Raw genomic sequence first — 17,584 nt, forward strand, 5'->3', positions numbered from 1 at the left:
GCTCGGTGCGTGCCTCATCGCCGAAGCGGTAGCATCCGACGACGGACAGTCAACCAAGGGGAAGGAAGATCATGCAGGTGCTCAGCGCGACAACCGACGGAAAATGGCTCAAGGATCTCCCGCCCCCTCCCCCACCAGCAGCAGGCGAAGTAACTGTCGCCCGTGCCGATCCCGCGAAGGCAGAAGCGGACAGGGTGATGACGGAAATCTTTCACTGCGACAATTTGATTGTCCTCGCAGGCCTCGGCACTTCGCTGGACGTAAAGCCTGTGAAGGACGGCGGACCGAAAGCTCCCACCATGGGAGACTTGTGGACAAGGGTCGAGGCTCAAACGCAAGTGGAAGTCGGCATGTCTTTCGCCGATTTCCTTCAATCTGTCGGCCATCCGGTCAACGATAAAAATATTGAAGCGCTGTTGTCGCGGTGCCGGCTTGCCGAAGCATTCTTCTTGGATGAAAAAAAAGCGCGCGTCTCCACGTTCGTGGCCTTCGCTGAGCGAACTATCGCCAGTGCCACCGATTTCATCGCAACGAACCAGAATTTGCCTGTGCATGAGCAGTTTCTGCGCCGCCTGGCACGCCGATCCAGTCGAAAGCAGCGCGCGAAGCTCTTTACAACCAACTATGACCGCTGCTTTGAAGAGGCGGCCCGCCAAGCTCGATTGTTCATCAACGATGGCTTCTCCTTTTCCGTTCCGGCCACCTTCGACGCCTCGAACTTCAATTACGACATCGTGAGCCGCGGCTCCGATGGCGAGCGGCAGGACTACATCCCCAACCTTCTGCATCTCTACAAAGTTCACGGATCCATTGACTGGGAGCGGGACCCAGACTCCAAAGAAGTGCACAAAGTCGCCAAGTCCGAGCGCCCGCTCCTGATCTACCCCAGGAACTCTAAGTATGAGATGGCCTTCGAGCCTCCCTACCTGGAAATGATTGCCGCGTTCCAGAACAGTCTTCGCCAGTCGAACGTCGGTGTCCTGATCGTCGGCTTCGGCTTCAACGACAACCACCTTGCTGAGCCCATTCTCTCGGCTGTCCGTTCAAACCTTGGTCTCAAACTGGTCGTGGTCGGGCCTCGCCTGGCCCCCTATGCGGTTGCAGACAGCGAGGCACCTGCCCCAGGGGAGGCAAACACGAACCAGCACCTGATTCAGCTGGCGCGCCTTGCTCGGGCCGGAGATGCCCGGATATCCCTGATCAATGAAAGCTTCAACGGACTCCTGCAGTATGTGCCGGACCTTGTCGCGGATTCAGACAGGGAAAAGCACGTCGCACGTCTTCGCAGCCTCGGCAAAGTCGTATGAGCGGCCTTGTTGTAGACCCTTTTGACCACAGCCGCTATGTCGGCACCGTGTGCCGGGTTCGGCCAGGCATCATCGAGATCAATCTCCCTCATGCGTCCACACCAAATGGCTCCCACGTGGCCGGCTTTCCGCTCATGGGCGGTCAGGTCGGCGAGTTTGTCGTGGTCGAGGGGGAAGAGCACGCCGTGCTCGGTCGTATCTTCGAGGTTCGACTGCCCGAGCGCGACCGGCTGTCGGTCGAGTTCGAAGCCGACACGCACCAAGCGCCGCATCCGATCGGCGTGGTCCAGCTGCTGACTGCCGTGGATCTGCGGACCGGGAACTCGCTCAAAGGCATCCCCGTTTCGCCCCGGGTGAGCCAATACGTTTACTCCGCACACCCCTTGATGTTGAAGCAGGCGATCGAGGCGAGCGCCTTGGCCGACGCCAAGAAGGTGCAGCTGGCCGTGTTCCCACACGCCCAAAACACCAGTGTGGCCATGGATCCCGCTCACATTTTCGGCCGACACTGCGCCGTCCTGGGTGCCACGGGCGGCGGCAAGAGCTGGACAACTGCACACTTGGTCGAAGAGATCGCGCGCCTGGGCGGTAAAGCCATCCTGTTCGATGCCACCGGCGAATACGCGAACCAAGCCGCCGGAGTGACACACGTCCACCTGGGCGGGGAGAAAGAAGACGCCAACGATCCTCGCACCTTCGTCGGGTTTCCGTATACCGAGTTGACCGACACGGATCTCTTCGTGCTCTTCCGCCCCAGTCCTGGCGTCCAAGCCCCGAAGTTCAGAGAAGCCTTACGAAGTTTGAAGCTCGCCTACCTTAATCCGGAACTCGCCGAGGGCGGATTGATCAAGAAGCAGGGGAAGGTTCGGGCGCCCTTCGAAGCAGCGGCCGTGGCCAGTGCCCAGGCGGTTTCGGCACACGGAGCGCTGTTCGACATCAGCCTGCTCTCGGCCCAGATCAACGAGGAATGCGTATTCCCACAAGGCTTCGGCGCCAACGTGACTTCGTGGGGCGGCCCCACTCAGAACGAAGTCAGCGCCTGCGTCACGCTAATGTCGCGAATTGAAAGCGACTTAGCCTCGCCGAGCCTCGCTTGCATCTTCAAAACACAAGATCTCGAAAACCTGCCGGATGTGATCGAACAATTTATAGCCGATCCAGCTCAACGCATCCTCAGGGTGAGCCTCGAATTCCTATCGTTCGAGCACAATGCCCGCGAGCTGGTGGCCAATGCCGTCGGCCGATACCTCCTTAACCTGTCGCGTGCCGGCCGATTCGAGAAGCTCCCGCTGGTTGTCCTCTTGGACGAGGCCCACCAGTTTCTCGACAAAAGCCTCGGCGACGAGTTCTCCCGCACGGATCTAGAAGCCTTCGGTCTTATCGCCAAGGAAGGTCGGAAGTATGGACTGACCTGCGTCCTGGCCACGCAGCGCCCGCGCGACATCCCGGAAGACGTGCTCAGCCAAATGGGAATGTTCATCGTCCACCGGCTGATCAACGAGCGTGATCGGGCCGTTGTGGAAAAAGCCTGTGGAAACCTGGACGCGGGCGCGGCGGCCTTCTTGCCAACCCTGGGCCAGGGCGAGGCCATCATCGTGGGTGTGGACAGCCCGATGCCGTTGCCGGTGCAGATCAACGCCCCGCGCGTCGCCCCGAAATCGAACGGAGCGAACTATGGCGATCACTGGCAGCCCTATGTTCCGCCTCCGCATGGTCCGCCCGTCTGAAGAATCGCACTGCAAACCTCAGTATCAACAACCAGGACTACCACACATCATGGAAACCAAGGCATCGGCGCGGTCGGAAATGAAGCCCGCCAGCACCCCGGGATACTCAATTCTCGCAACTTCAGTCGAGATGACCGTGTTGAACGACGAGGGGTTACCCGTGTCCACGTGGACAATGCCGGGACCTTTCTTTGGTATCACTCCAGCGGGTGAGTTCATGCCTGAAAAACACCCGTCCGCCGAAGCTGCCGACGAAGCCATCAGGAAGGCCGCGCCTCAACGTAGACGACGTCGGCAACCGTAAGCCGTTGTCGTTACCGAGATTCTTCCGCATGGCCGAAGGTGCTTCCCACCGGGTATTCGTGCTCGTAGCGCCATGAGCCGATGGTGGGAGCATTTTCCCAGCGTTGATCGGCACGACGTAGGGCTTGGTCAGCCTCCGCAACCGCATCGTCTGCGGACAGCCGGTGAAGCGCTGCGAGATAGGCGGCGAGCCAAAAATCCTTCCGTTTGAACAGTTCAGCGGGTGCGCTGCTTGGATGAACGTGCATGAGCGGCTTCCGGGACCCTGTTTCTAGCAGCTTGCTTCAAGATGTCAACGGCCAAGGCCGGCCTTGGTCGCTTGGCCAAGAACAGGCTGACATCACTCCTTGTGCGACTGAGAAACCGGGTGCATGGCGCCCGAACCTGCCGGCTGGCAACCCAGCCCGCTGTTAGCCTTGTCCCGGCAGCTGGCTCAGATGACCGAACGATCTGGGGTGGCAATCTTCGCCACCCCAGATCGTCAAGAGCGTGCCGACCTCTTCAGATGCCGGTGCATGGCCGTCACCGTTCGCCTCAACATGCACGAAACCGGTTCAGGCGGCTTTGACATGCATGTTCATGCAGAAAGCATGGTCTGCTTCCTCGACAAGAATCTCAATCGCCTTTTGCACCTTCTTGCTCATCTTCTTATCTGGCTTCTCGAAAAAGTCTGCCTTCGCGGTTCGTTCCCCTTCGGCCCCATCCCGAAACGCCAGTTGTCGCGCAGGAAAGAGTAAGTCCGCTGTAAACTCGGCGCAGCGTTTCGACTCCGATGTGCCCTCAACCGATGAGGCCTCCCCCCATTCGTGGCAAAGCGTCATCGACACCGGAACGCAAAACCGCCACGCGACATAGGAAGCGACACGCGACGCCAGCGTTGCCGCCTGGTCCTCGTCGTATCCCTCAGGCATTGAAATCCAAGCGTGATGCGCGATCGGCTCACGCTCCCCTTGCTCGGCCGCATCTGCCGAATTCGAGACGACCTCGAAGTCGAAGATCCAGTCGGGCCCGTCATTCGGCGCAACAACATACGTTTTCAAGATGGTCCTCTCTGGATCTTCGTCCGAGAAGTCATGGAAGCCATCAATTCGACCGTCGAAAACCATCCTCTTTTGCAATCGAGAAAGCGTTTCGAAAACAGACTGGTCGTGGATGCGCCGATGAGTCAAAAATTCAGGTGGCAGATACATCAAAGGTCCTTTTCGCGGGTGGGATGAGGTGAGTGCAACAGGAAGCATCGAAGTCGAAGCGCGACGAATGTCAAGGCAACCCCTGAGGAAAATCTGCGCTCAGTTCAAAGACACGATTGGATTTGCGACCCTCATCACACTGTTTCGTCCAACTCGGTCCATGGCGCCGGCATGCCGTTTCCTCGCCGACGAGCAACGCAAAGCAACACGGATTAAGCGCAGGCGGATCCCAAGGGCATCCGCAACGCCTTCCTGGAGTGCACCGAGCCGGGTGAGAGAGAAGCTCGGATCGTTGACCTTTGTAGTTGGCCGAGATCGGACGCTGTCACAGCGAACGGCATGCGGTAGGTCCGGTTTGCTCATGAGACACGATTCGGTCAGGATTGACCCACTCATGAATCCAGGGATGGCAGCCGGTGGAATCATTTCTTTGGTGGGTTGCCGGCGCACATATCGCCGCGGTCGTCGTTGCCGCTTTATGCGGCTGGTTTGTTCGGCAACACGATAAGGAGGCTTGGAGGATTCCGTCCGACCGCGTGGTGTCGTGGGCCATTGCGCTGCTGATCCTATTGGGCGCCTTATTCCTTTTTTGCCCGTTCCTATATCTGTGCTCGTATTCCTCACCCCATGCCCACGAGAAAGCGGTCGAAGCTTTTTACGACTGTGCTTCGTTCTCCCTTCCATGCTTTGCTGGGATCGTCGCCGGGTTTGGATTGGTCAGCGAGCGAGGAAAGGACTACAGGAGCGACCGAAATGCCTGGGCTTATCTGGGTTCCGCTGTCGCCTTGGCCGTTGCTTACGCCTTCTATGTTGCTCGCCACCCAAGACCCATCGTGGTCTTCGCCAGCGGCCTCTATGTGTGCCTCGCTGGCTTCGCTGCTCTAGAAACTTTGCTCATCCAGCACTTTCTAGTGGCGGGCCAAGCGGACGCGGGTAAGAGTGCGGTCACCAAAGAGGGAGCGCTGAGAGCACGATGGGGACTTATCGCCAGTTTCGGAGAGGCACTGATGGCTGTGGTCCTGTGTGTTCTTGTCGCCGAGGCGATGATGCTCCTGGCCTACGCACTTACCGTTGCAGACCTAGCAGTGATGCGGCTACGCCCTGACAAGTAGGACGATCATGAAAGCAATGACGATCAAGGAACACATGACGAAGCCGCGAGCTATGCGCAGCGCCCGCTCGTCTTTCGATCCAGAAGCTTCGTTGCGGTTCATCGCCGTGGTTTATTTGGAAGTTGGCCATACCCTAGGGCGATCAGGCTAAGTGTCAAGGGACAGGTCGCGGCGAACAGCGTGGGACGGTGACCTCTCCGGTAAAGGCCCCATCGTTCCGGTGAGCGCCTTGGCATTGATGTCTCGGCCAAGCGCGTGAACACCCATTGCAGTAGCATGCTGGCCGCTGGCGATCGCGCTGTCTGCATCGAACCAACGTCTGGACGGTTCTCATGACCCAGAAAAACCCGACGCTGCACCGGCCGCCGTCATTCGGAGCGACCGAGATATCGATCTGCAAAGTCTCCCAGGTCCAGGCACATCCCACTGTCTGCACTCCAGCGCTTCTTCGGGATCGTGGCCTTCACCGCCGTCAGCACTTTAGTCCATTGTCGGATATCGCCCGGCTTCAGGCTATCGTCCAACGTGTCAGCCGATACCAAGACCAAACTTCTGTGACGAAATAGTTTGCCTGGTGAATAACAAACTTTGGGCCTGTCCCATTGAAAGTCTTCACCGTTATAATCGGTGAAGCAAATCAGCTTGGCATTCTTTGGAATGGCTGGCCAATCCTGCCATCCCAGAGCCTGATGGCCGGTCTTCTCCTTATAGTCCTTGGCGTCAGCATCGCCTTCGCTGTCCCAAGGGATTGTCGTCACGACGACAAACAGATCACGATTTCGATAGTTGTTTGGATCATCAAGGGCTGCGGCCAGAATGTCCTTGGCTTTGTTGACACCCTTCGGCCGGATCTTCTGTCTCTCTTTCCATTTAAGCTCTGCCTGAGTCAAATCGCGCGACTTAATCGGTTGACCTGCGGACCATTTATTCTTAAACCAACGCTTGGTGTCCTGCACTACAGACGCGTCTGTGGTGCGCACCGCCAACTCATGCCAGGAAGTGCTTTGTGAACCCTCAGATCCCAAGCCATTGGCCGACGCATTGGTGCTGCCAATCACCACACCCTCTTTTGCGATGTAGGCCTTCGCATGCAGGCGCGTGAACTGTTTCACTTCAACATGGGGCAGGTCCATCAAGCGACGCACCTCTGTAGGATTTGTCCCTCCGGATCGGAGTTCCAGCAACACCCGGATGGGCCTTGGCTTTTCAAGCCCCAGTTCTTCGACGGCGCCCTTCCCCCAGAACGCGACGGCCAGGTCGAGCGGGCCCGAAGAGTTCTTGACCCATTTCGCCAAGTCCTGTTGGTTCTCGATGAGCTGATGATCGCTTTTGCTATTGGAGCTAAGCATGGCTTCCGAAGTCCTTGTTCCGAGGTCAATCGCATGAGGTAAGCACGCTGGCCTGTAAGTCGAACGGGTGCTGGGTCCGCTTGGCAGATGCGTCGCTACCCGTGCGCGTTGCCTATCCGGGCTCAGAGCAACTTGGTGAACGCGCTGCACGCTGTTCTCCAAAGCTGCCGCTAGCCCAGCCGCAGTTGTACTGATGCAGCCACCGGCATTTCAGTGAGCATAACGTGCCTACATCAATGAGGCCCGCAGAGGATCGAAGGAAATGCCTGCTTTATCCAACTCCCGCAAGAGCTGGCGCTTCCAGTCATTGGAGCCTACTCCGATATACGCGACCCCCGAGAAGTCTGACGGATCTTCGATTTCGCCAAGTCGCATCACGCAAACGCGCTTCTTACCAAGCTTGCCGATGAAGTAACCGAGTTCAAGCACGACATTTTGCCGAGCGCGAAGCTTCGACTCACCCCCAACCAGACCTCCGATGTCATCCGGCGTCATTAGAACGATGGCGTAGCTTGCGCAGGCGGCCTCTTCTTCAAACTTCTCTAAGATCGTTCGTCCACCGTTAGCTTGTTCGTGAAGGACGATAGGGTCAATACCAATGCGTGTTAGATAAAGCAGAACGTCACCTTGAAGTGACTTGTCGCGGCCGTGAACGACAAATACCTTCGGCTGAACACCTGTGATACTTCCATCACCACGAGGCAGCACCGGGTGTAGCGCTTGGCTGACTCCATCAGCTAATGGAGTCACCGGCGCACGCACCTCTGTAGGCGGAGGCGCAAGATTGACGGTAGCGGGGCTTATCAAATCAACCAAGGAAATCTTGGGTCCATCAGCCGTCTGATTCGCTGGCCTTATGGGAGTCTTGAGGTTTGCAGTCAACCATCGAGGCAGCGTCAAGGCAAGTGATTGATTAGACGAAATGAATCCCGCCAACTCAAGCGCATTAGCTAGGTCTACGTCTTTAATGGCCCAATGAGTCCGCCTAGCTTCCTCTTTCTCAATTCCAAAGTGCTCACAAGCGTTGTAGAAAGCTTTCAGTTCGATGGCGGGAATTGATGCCTCAAACACAAATTCAATTCGTATCGTTTTTGCGGAAAATTTGACGTTGTTTATCCAGCCGACCCTGGCTTCTGATCCAGCGCCTATCTCGTAGGCGAAAATGGCAGGTATACCACGGAGTTCATCAGCAATTGCGCTGGTCATTTTGAAACGAGCCACCAGATCTGCACTGGTGTATTGGGTGATATAACGTTCCAGAGGAAACTCAACGGGAGACGAGTTCCAACGTTCATCTACCCCAGAAACTATCAAGCTATACATGGTTCGTCCGTCTTCATAGTTCGTAGCTTTAGTTTTTCGCCACAGCTCGTTGTCGGGACAGAATCTGCCCTGAATTTATTAAGCTGGCCAATACATCCGTTTGAGTGGCACCAGCCGCTTCGTCTCGCTGTCGGTGGCTTCGTAGTGCTCCACGAGGGTGCGCACCAGCGTGTCTAGGTTCCACAGCGTCAGCGGCACCGCCGCTCGCTCCGCCTCATACAGGGCATCCTTCGTGAAGCCCCCGGTGCTGACGTAGAGGCCGCGGTCATCCTTGTGGCGGCCGCCCAGAAAGCTGCGTATTTGGGGGCTGCCCATCTGCCCACCCCGATGCTTCACCTCGACCACGATGCGGGGGTTTTCGAAGCCGAAGCCATCCGGCGAGGCAATGATGTCCTTGCCGCGATCGGCGCCAACGGGCGACACCTGGGTTTTGTAACCCATGGCCCGAAGGATGCCGGCGACCAATTGCTCCATGTCCCGGGGACCAATGGCGCTGACCAGGTCTTTGATCCGCTCAATCGCAGCGGACTGGATGTCAGCATACGGGTCAGCGATCTCGTCGTCGGGAAGGTCGCCCGCGACCTCCTCAAGCGCGACCGCGGCTGGTTTTGGCGACCCGTTGATCCAGCTGACCAGCTCCGCCTGGGCGTGGGCCGGAAGCAAGAAGACGGTCAGCGTGCTGCCCAGGCTGTTCTTCGTCGGCAAGGACAGCTCGTCGCGGTCCAGCTCGCGGGCCTGCCACTCGACTGCCCGAGCAAGGGTCATGTTCTCCTCGGCCCACTCTGGGTGGTAGACCGATTCCCCGGTCACACGCCCGACCAGGTATGTCCGATTTGAAGGCGAATAGGTGATCACCCCGTCCCCGACCTGGACCTCATTGACGAACCGCCAAACCTGCGAGGCTCCCGAAATGGCTGTGCCGGGCTTAGCGTTGGGTCGAGCCTGGCGGTAGAGCTCGGTGAGCTTCTTGCGGTCGACGCCCGGTTTTGCCTGCTCTGCAATCTCTCGCCAACCGATGGCAGCAACGCCCCGATCCCGAAACTGCTCATAAAGGGCACCGCCCTCCCCGCGCACCATCCAAAGCCGTTCCATGTCGCTCTCCGAGTGACCCATTGCCGGGCGTGCCGAAGATTATGAGGAGTTTCGATGCCATATTCACTGGGTCAGGCCGAATCCGCCGATCGAGTGGTGACGAACTATCGAAGATAGGGTGAACTCGCGTCCAACGTTCGTCGTATCACAACAACAGCGCATCATGTGGGTCAGTCGTCGGCATGCCATCCGCCTTAGATTTTCTTCGCCTTCATGACCTTCCGACTTCGATCGTCTTCATGCGAATCCGATAGGTCCGTTCGTCGGCTACAGCTTGAAAAAGATGGGGTCGGCAACTGTATCGGCGCTCCCGTTCATCCATCAGATCCCTAACGTAAGCCCGTGAATCTTCGGTCGAACGAATGCCAAAAATGACGGCTGTCAGTGCCTGTGGCCGGAACGAACGAAGAGCGTTCGGCTCATTCAAGCCAACAATGCGCCACTCCTTCTCATACTCCCAGTCTTTAGATTTTCTGAGAACCGGCAAGATGGCGGCCCGAGCATCCGCTGGCTCAAGCATGTTGGAGAGCACAGGATACTCGCTGCTATATTCCATTTTATGGGCCAACAGCGTTGCGGGATCATTCGCCGGTCGAAGTTGGACGCAAACGCCCCGGTGGTCGCCGGTGTAATGAGCCCACATGAGGGGATTTGCCGGATCGGTGCTTAGCGAGCAAACCCCTAGGTTTTCGCGCATGCGCTCGTTCATGTTGGCGTAGCGCCGCTCAACCCGGGAGGGTTCAGCGACATCTTCGGTCCTCACCCATGCTTTCGCCGCTTGGCTTCCCTCTCTGGCCACTCTCCGATGCCAGCGCTCTAGCGCCTGACGAAGGTCTGCCCCCCTGAGATTTACTTGATAGGACGCTTTTCCGTCGAACGGGTCGTTAAAAGTATTGGGTGTCGCAAGCCATAGTTGGTTGTCGAGAAGCAATGCCTCCAGCATCTCGCGTCCTTTGACGTCCGATGCCGGAGGAATGCCCCGGTATTTGTAGAAATGGCGCGGAATGCTCGTCCGGCGCATCTGCAAGCGTCGCTCCCATGGCGACATTCGATCCAGCATGTGAAGCACCCGTTCCACGTGGCCATGGAATTCCAGGTAGCCCTTCACCGTGTCTGACGGTCCTTTTAGTTTCACGCCGGTTCCGGATAGTTAGGACACATAGCAGTTTGCCCGCGTCGCTCCCATCTGGAGAGCGACGAGAGCCACTCGGACGTTAGACCTTAAATTGTGGCCTGAGCTTGCCCCGGTGCGGCAGCGGGGATGACATCCCTTCGGTGATCCGACAATGCCACCGCTGCCCCAGAAACAGGGGGCTGCTCGGGCGGCGCCGAAGCAGCAACGGGCGTTTCAGAACCATCGCCCTCTCGCTCCTCCCGAATCGATGCCGACAACCGAATCAGGTAGCGAACGTAGGCATAACGCGCCACCCGCGCCTTGATCCCAAACGCGCCCATGATCATCAAGAAAAAAGCCAGGATCAGCGCCTCCGTTACATGGGTCGGAGAAGTCCGGAAGGTCGGTGCTAGGAAGGCGACTAAGCCCGCATATGCTTCATTCGCCTTCCCGGTGAGCAGCGTGAACCCCAGACCGACAATCGCCAACTCCTTCCCGACGAATAAGGAGATACGCCGGTCGATCGTCCCAGACTCGTCTTCAAACCAGGCGTCTGCCTGGGCAACAGCCGGCTTCGGGTAGGTGGCAAGCCGAGCCGCAATCGCCATATCGTGTTTGAAGCTGCCCCGACTGTGGTGGTCACGGACCTTCCGATGGACGACCTGTAGAAAGGTGGCGACCGCATCGCTGATCAACATCCCATACCAAGCAAGAACATCCAGGAGGCCTACGGCGAGCCCGATGGTGACAGCCCAAGGCGGCAGCGGCCCGGTAAGGAACTTTCCCAGTCCAAAAAGCAAGACAATCCCAAGCCCTACGAGGGCGGCGAGTAGGCTGTAGCGGCTTGCGCGCTGGAACCACTTCTCCAACTGGGTCAACTTCTCGCTGGATCGGTAAGGACGAACGGTTAGCAGATCGTCGAATAGCTCTTCAGCCTGGCTCATGTGACCTCCTCATCTTGGCCGGTTATGGAGCGCGCTGCGCGCTCTTGCGCGCAGCTTGCGGGCGCACGGTCTCAATACCTGCGATTGGATTGCGGCGGATATACTCTGTTGATGGATACCACGACCGAAGAGCTCATCTTCAGCGTCGCCACGCTGGTCCGCGATGCGGCGGCCATGGGTGATGCCACCTTGGCCGGCGACTTCGATGAAGCCCGCTTCCGGGCCCAGATCATCGCCGCCAAGGCCGACACCGGCGGCCATGTGGACCTGGCCATCGCGGCAGCGCACCTGGTCGTCACACTCGGCCCACCCGGGTCGCTTCCTGGCGAAGGCTATGGGGCGAGCATGCTTCGGCTCGGGGATGAGTTCGACCGCATCGGGTTCACCCCGCTGTAGCCGAACCAACCTCATGAAGGGTCGCCAATTGAGCCGGGTGGTGGCGCGACAGCCACCGGACCAGCGTCGGATCCTCCAAGAGTGCGGAGATCAACCCCTCGCAGGACGATGGCTTCCAGAACCGCCAGCCCCTCCGCCCGGCCGTTCGCAGGCAGCCTGGCCGATCGGCCCAGGGCGACACGATCGATGCCATGGCGCGCCAGCAACAGCTTCGCGGCAGGGTCAGCATCAAGATCGTCAACTGTAGTGGACGAATCTGCTAGACAGGTGGCATGCCAAATGCGTCGTAAAGCGCGCATCCTTATTGCCACGGCTTGATTAGATGAATGCTCCGACAAGCAGGAGCGGGAGAACCCGACCCCCAACGTCGAATGATCCAGTCGCTCGCCAGCAAAACCGATAAGGCCAGGGCCGTTCGGGGATGCCCAGCCAGTCATGCAAGCGTCAATCAGCGATGTCCGTAGTCAACGAAAAAACGAATCGATCAAAATCGAAGTCAGGCCCGGTATCGGTGCAGTGATAGCGATGCCCCCCTTTAATGGGCTCCCTTTTCATGCCTGACATCCGCATCTGCGATCGGCGCTGCTTTCCATCTTCCCAGACGTTATAGAGCTGCAGAAAGCCATCTGCTGAGTAACAGACAAACTCCATTTCGTGCGGAGCGTCGTGAAATATCAGGACGGCCTGTTCCTGACGTTTACCCTCGATCTCGACACCCTCATCCGAACGAAGCCAAAGTCCTTGCGGACGCAAATCGGTGACGCGCTCGATTACCAGTTTGAACTTCTGAAACGGGGCTACAGGCACCACCTCCCATTTCGTTACATCCATGAGGCCGTGTTCAGCAAAAAAAGTGCTGGCAACGGGCTTGGACGGGAAGGAAAAACTACTGCTCATTACTTTTGGCCCGTCTTGGCTGGAGGCGTGTAACCGTTGGGGAAGGGCCCATTATAATAGCGGAAGGGATCTATCTCGGCATGCTCCCAAGGCCATACCTCCATCAAATTTTCCGGCTCGTGGCCACCGCCGTCGCGCTGAGCCTTGATGTGGTGAAGCTCCATAGGAACCTCGACCTCCGGATGCATGGGTGGTTGCCCTGAGCTCATGCGCCTAAGGTCCTCTGCACTGTAATCGTAAGGGCGATCGCGGGCGGCCTGCTTCCAATAAGACCGTCGGCCTGCGGACCACGATTGCGGATTGCTAGGGCACTCGCCTTCAATGCGCTCACGCTCTTGAAGGCTGATCTCGGGAAGAGGCTCTGCTTGATTGACGCCCAGTCGTGGATTCAATATCTCGGTTATTGGATCTCGCTCGTATTCGGCCTTATCCTCTTCAGCGACCGTCTCAACCACACGCACCGTAATTTGCGTTCCACTGGAATCCACACTATTCAGCGGATTCGCACCTACATACCCATACGTGCCCACCCCGCCCGCCAACCCAATTGGGTCGCTCTGGAGATACCGCCCCGTGTCCGGGTGGTAGTAACGGTGGACGTTGTAGAGCAGACCGGTCTCCGTATCGAAGTATTGGCCTGGGAAGCGAAGGTTGAAGACGTAGTTGCCGGTAAAGGATCGCTCACCGAAGGGATTGCCGGTGGGCAGCCATTGCCAGTAGCGGCTGCTTCCATCGCCCAGATCGACGCGGCGAGGGGTGCCCATGCCGTCGGCGATGACATACGCCGCGCCCTGCTGCACGCTGAGAGCCCCGACCGGCAACCCGTCCATCCAGATGTATTCACGCGGCAAGAATCCGTAGTTGCCCAAGAGCTGGCCCGCTTCGTCGTAGACGAAGCGCGACACCTGTCCCGAGCTCGACCTGTAGAGGGAGACACGCTGGCTCATCGCGTTGTAGGCGAACGTTGCCTGCGCGTAGCCGCTATTGTCTTGCTCAGCCAACCGTCCGCGACCGTCGTAGACGTAACTTATCGTGGCGCCCGGGACTTGTCGCTGGGTCACCGAGCCGTTGGCGTCGAACGTCCACGGCCCCCCGTTGACGTCGACGAGCCGATGGGTGCCCGGCTGGTAGGTGTAGGGGCCCTGTGCCCCCGCCACCGGGTCGCTGGACGCCTTGCTGAGCCGGTCGCCGGTCTTGGAGTAGGTATACGACTCGTTGAACGACGCGGACTGCACGGCCGTCAGGCGATGCAACGGATCGTAGGCATACGTTTCGACGTTGCCGCTGGTGGGCGAGCTGCCGAACCCGACGATCTGACCTGCCGCGTCGCGCTGATAGTGCGCGTTGAAGTGGGCACTGTTGACATCGGTGACCGCGCCGTTGGCATCGTAGGTGCGGGTTACCACCTGGCCACTGCCCAGGGTGTAGCCGGTGACGGGGCCAAAGGGCCGGTAGCTCACCGCGCTGACGATCGATGTGGCCTTGCCGCCCGCAGGCGTGGCGCTGATGGACGTGATTTGGCCCAAGGTATTGCGCGTATACGCCACGACGGCCCCGCTGGGCATCGCCGTGCCGGCCAACCGCCCTGCCCGCGTGTAGGCGTAGTCGGTCGTGTCAGTGGTCCCACCCTGCGTCTGCCGCTTCTCGGTGACCCGTCCCTCGTTGTCGTAGCAGTAGGTGGTGGTAACCGCCGTCTCGACCATGCGGGTCAGCCGACCGATCGGGAACGAACTCGCGCACCCGGTGACGCTGTTGGTCTCGTCGTAGCGATAGGCCGCGTTGAGCGTGGCGTCGGCGTAGGTGTCGGCGGTCTTCCTACCCAGCGCATCGAATGTCTGGGTCACCACCGTGCCCTTCGCATCAGTATGGGTGACCGTGTTGCCCGCCGCATCGAAGGTCGACGACTGCGTGCCCGTGTCGGGACTGACCTGACCGCTGAGGTTACCCAGACCGTCGAAGGTGTAGGTCGTCACGAGTCCTTCGGGATCGGACACCGACGTGATCCGATCCAGAGCATCGAGCGCGAGCGCGGTGGTCGTGGCCTTGGTCGCGTCGGTGCCGTTGACGTTGGTGATGTGGGTCACCCGCCGGTCGAGCGCATCGTAGGTGTCTTGACCCGTCACGCCCAGCGCATCCTTGACCGCCACTAAATTACCGTTGGCGTCGTAACTGCCCGTGGCCGTCGCATCGAAAACGACATGGCCCAGGCCGTCGGTCACGCTGACCAGTTGCCCAAGCGTGTTGAAGGTGCGGCTCAACAGTCGGCGGGACACACCGCCGGCGTCGAAGGTTTCCTCCCTGGTGCGGTTGCCCGCGACATCGAGCGTGTAGTGGATGCGGTTACCGTTGGCGTCGGTCACTTCGGTCAGCCGATGCGCCGTGTCGTAGGTGTATTTAAGAAGCGTGCCGTCGGGGTCGGTGCTTTGATAGATCAGACCGCGCTGGTCAAAAACGACCGTGGTGGTGGCATCCAAGGTCGACGACGCGCTGCCATCGGCGTTGGCACGCACCGTTCGTGCGACAGGATGACCCACCGAATCGTAGGCGAAGTCGGTGATCACGCCGTTCGCATCCACCATCCGGCTGACGCGCCCGGCCAGGTCGTAAGACGAGAACGTGGTGACATGACCCAGCGCATCGGTGATCGTTTGAAGATCGCCGGCCTTCCAGGCGGTCCCCGCGCTTAGGTAATAGCGGTAGGTCGTCGTTTCGTTGAGGTCCCGGCGAGGCCCGGTCTGCGACAGCAGCAGGCCGACCCGCGGGCACTGCGTCGTGTCTACGGCCGTGCAATAGGTGTAGGTCCAGCGACGCACGCCCGCCGGTGCGGTGCCGGAGGCCGTGCAGGCATAGGCGTTGGCACCCGCTATGGCCGGGTCCGCTTCGCAGCGGGCGACGACCTGGCCCATGGCGTTGTAGGCCCAGGTCGAGGTCTTGATGGGATTGCCGGTCGCGCCCAGGAGGGTTTGTTTCAGCGGTTGACGCAGCGACGTATCCCACGTGGTGGTGGTTGTGCGCTGGCTGGCGGTGCCCTGCGCCTCGATCGTCTGTTCCAGCAGGCCATACGCGTTGTAGCGCGTGCGCTGGATGGTGCCCTTGAAATCGACTGCCGTTTCCGGAAAGCCAAGCGCGTCGTAAGTGCGCGAACGCCAGGGCTGCCCGCAGTCGGGCGCGCACGCGGCGCTCAGGGTGCTCACCCGACCGAGCCCGGCAGGGCTCGAAAAGCCCATGTGGACCGTGTTGCCCAAGGGGTAGGTGATGTCCGAGGAGCCGTCCGCGTTGTAGGCGATCTTCGTCGCTCCCACGCCGCCGACGAACGAGGACGACGTGGCCCGGCCCAGGTCGTCGTAGGTGATGCTTTCGTAGCGGTTGGTCGTCCCATCGGTCAGACCGGTCAGCGCGCGCGGCAACGCCGTCGCACCGACATACCCGGTTTCGCCGTAGCCGTAGTTGTGAATGGCGCCGTTGGCATACACCACGCCGCTCAACGTTCCGTTCTTGGCGACATACGAAAAGGAGGCGTAGCTGTTGTCCGGGAACTTCACCAGGCTCAACCGGTAGGTGTAGTTGTCGTAATAGAAGAGCAGTGTCCGTCCGGCCGAATCAGTAACGGCATTCAGAAGGGCAATAGGGTTGGGCGCGGTGTAAGTCAGGGTGACGCCCTGGCCATCCTGCCCCATGATGGAAAGGAGCTTGCCATCGAGAGCATAGGTCTCGGTATGCCGGCGGCCGCCGATGAAGACCTGGTAGCCGGTCACGGCACCTTGCGCGTTGGTGATCTCCGAGAGCACATCGACCGGAAGATCCGTGGACCAGCCGTTCGCGGTCTTGGTGAACGTCTCCTGTTTCCCGTCGGGCCGCAGCATGACGATGCTGGACACGGGACTGCCGAAAAACTGGAGGGAGCGGTCGTAGCTGTGCCGCCAGTTGAAGCCCAGGGAGGCCGGCGCGACACCGTCGGCACTGTTGTAGAAGCGGCTGAAGGAAAGCCATTCGCCGCCGACGAAGTCGTCTTCCTGCAGGTAGAAATTACCCGTGGAGGCATCGATCGGATCGCCGACGCGGGGCGCACCCATTTTCTCCGCGCAGGACGAGCCATTCGCGTTACCGCTGGCGGTGCCGCCGCTGCCACCGCCGGCCAGGAGGGCCGACCCTTCGCCGCCGTCACAAGGGGCGCCGCTACCCAGGCGCTTGGCGGACGCACCGCCATATCGGGTGGCGCTGATCGTGCCGCCATTGCAGCCCGATTGGGTCGGGGCCGCCCACGTGCCCGAGAAGCTCGACCCGTCGGCCGAGACCGTCAGGGTGAGCGTCGACTTGCAGGGGTCGGTCGAACCCATCTGACTGATGAGCGTGGTGTCGTTGAGCGTCAGCTGGGTGCCCGAGACGGTGCCGGTTTGCGACCACACGAACTGCTTGGACGCGCCGAGCGCCACCGTCTTGCGCGACCCCGTGATGGCGCCGGTGGCATCCTGGTTGAGAACAAACTCCTGGGCCCATTGCGCGGCACTGGAATCCCCCGGGGCGGATAGGTTTCCATACCAGATGCCGGTGACATTCACCGCAGGGGATGCGGCCGCGCGGATGGCTGCGTTTTGCGGGCGGATCGCGTTACGCCCTGCTGATGCGGGCGGCTCGGTGCCGACCTGGGCGTGGGCGCCGGCCACGAACAAAAATCCCAGGAGCGCCAGACCGCGCCATGCCCAACGGGCGGCCGGACGTTTGATACGCATCCCCGCCAGGAGCGCGCGACGCGCGCCACCGAAGTCCCCACCCAACCTGTCCATGGCGCATCCCTGGTTTTTCCGCCCACGCGGAGTCGGCAGATCCTAC

At 59.8% G+C, this 17,584-nt stretch carries 13 protein-coding genes; 4 read left to right on the top strand and 9 right to left on the bottom strand.

The features are described from left to right. The first annotated feature begins 71 nt into the window (after positions 1-71). On the top strand, positions 72-1,307 hold the full coding sequence (locus ACVKN3_RS08740; RefSeq protein ID WP_354514264.1) for an SIR2 family protein: 1,236 nt from the start codon (positions 72-74) through the stop codon (positions 1,305-1,307). Further along, positions 1,304-3,034, top strand: coding sequence for an ATP-binding protein (locus ACVKN3_RS08745; protein ID WP_354514262.1), 1,731 nt, complete (start codon positions 1,304-1,306; stop codon positions 3,032-3,034). Before ACVKN3_RS08740 ends, ACVKN3_RS08745 begins: the two co-directional genes overlap by 4 nt. A gap of 314 nt (positions 3,035-3,348) precedes the next feature. On the opposite strand, the gene ACVKN3_RS08750 is transcribed toward ACVKN3_RS08745, so the two are convergent. Both ACVKN3_RS08750 and ACVKN3_RS08755 read right to left on the bottom strand, forming a co-directional pair. Beyond that, positions 3,349-3,585, bottom strand: coding sequence for a hypothetical protein (locus ACVKN3_RS08750; RefSeq protein ID WP_354514260.1), 237 nt, complete (start codon positions 3,583-3,585; stop codon positions 3,349-3,351). A gap of 306 nt (positions 3,586-3,891) precedes the next feature. Next, positions 3,892-4,527: a hypothetical protein gene (locus ACVKN3_RS08755; protein ID WP_354514258.1), complete on the bottom strand. Its 636-nt coding sequence runs from the start codon at positions 4,525-4,527 to the stop codon at positions 3,892-3,894. A 416-nt stretch (positions 4,528-4,943) separates the two neighbouring features. Here ACVKN3_RS08755 and ACVKN3_RS08760 point away from each other — a divergent pair, with 416 nt between their 5' ends. Beyond that, the gene (locus ACVKN3_RS08760; RefSeq protein ID WP_354514256.1) at positions 4,944-5,639 is read left to right on the top strand and encodes a hypothetical protein; all 696 of its coding nucleotides are present in this window, start codon (positions 4,944-4,946) and stop codon (positions 5,637-5,639) included. A gap of 368 nt (positions 5,640-6,007) precedes the next feature. Here the strand turns inward: ACVKN3_RS08760 and ACVKN3_RS08765 are convergent, their stop codons facing one another. The 5 genes from ACVKN3_RS08765 to ACVKN3_RS08785 form a co-directional block, all read right to left on the bottom strand. Next, positions 6,008-6,988 carry a phospholipase D family protein gene (locus ACVKN3_RS08765; RefSeq protein ID WP_354514254.1) on the bottom strand — a complete coding sequence of 327 codons (981 nt, stop codon included), beginning with the start codon at positions 6,986-6,988 and terminating at the stop codon, positions 6,008-6,010. A gap of 228 nt (positions 6,989-7,216) precedes the next feature. Continuing rightward, the gene (locus ACVKN3_RS08770) at positions 7,217-8,311 is read right to left on the bottom strand and encodes a nucleotide-binding protein (protein ID WP_354514252.1); all 1,095 of its coding nucleotides are present in this window, start codon (positions 8,309-8,311) and stop codon (positions 7,217-7,219) included. Positions 8,312-8,389: 78 nt separating this feature from the next. Continuing rightward, the gene (locus tag ACVKN3_RS08775) at positions 8,390-9,403 is read right to left on the bottom strand and encodes a restriction endonuclease (RefSeq protein ID WP_354514250.1); all 1,014 of its coding nucleotides are present in this window, start codon (positions 9,401-9,403) and stop codon (positions 8,390-8,392) included. 211 nt (positions 9,404-9,614) lie between these two features. Continuing rightward, the gene (locus ACVKN3_RS08780; RefSeq protein ID WP_456991570.1) at positions 9,615-10,538 is read right to left on the bottom strand and encodes a DUF2971 domain-containing protein; all 924 of its coding nucleotides are present in this window, start codon (positions 10,536-10,538) and stop codon (positions 9,615-9,617) included. 86 nt (positions 10,539-10,624) lie between these two features. Next, positions 10,625-11,461 carry a hypothetical protein gene (locus ACVKN3_RS08785; RefSeq protein WP_354514246.1) on the bottom strand — a complete coding sequence of 279 codons (837 nt, stop codon included), beginning with the start codon at positions 11,459-11,461 and terminating at the stop codon, positions 10,625-10,627. A 111-nt stretch (positions 11,462-11,572) separates the two neighbouring features. Here ACVKN3_RS08785 and ACVKN3_RS08790 point away from each other — a divergent pair, with 111 nt between their 5' ends. Continuing rightward, positions 11,573-11,857 (top strand): hypothetical protein, encoded by a 285-nt coding sequence (locus ACVKN3_RS08790; RefSeq protein ID WP_354514244.1) that lies wholly within the window; start codon positions 11,573-11,575, stop codon positions 11,855-11,857. Between the two features lie 444 nt (positions 11,858-12,301). On the opposite strand, the gene ACVKN3_RS08795 is transcribed toward ACVKN3_RS08790, so the two are convergent. Both ACVKN3_RS08795 and ACVKN3_RS08800 read right to left on the bottom strand, forming a co-directional pair. Next, entirely contained in the window at positions 12,302-12,754 is a 453-nt protein-coding gene (locus tag ACVKN3_RS08795) for a hypothetical protein (protein WP_354514242.1), read from the bottom strand. Further along, positions 12,754-17,418, bottom strand: coding sequence for an RHS repeat-associated core domain-containing protein (locus ACVKN3_RS08800; RefSeq protein WP_354514240.1), 4,665 nt, complete (start codon positions 17,416-17,418; stop codon positions 12,754-12,756). The genes ACVKN3_RS08795 and ACVKN3_RS08800 overlap by 1 nt, the downstream gene beginning before the upstream one ends. Between the last annotated feature and the right edge of the window lie 166 nt (positions 17,419-17,584).

Source organism: Luteibacter sp. PvP120, assembly GCF_054055715.1.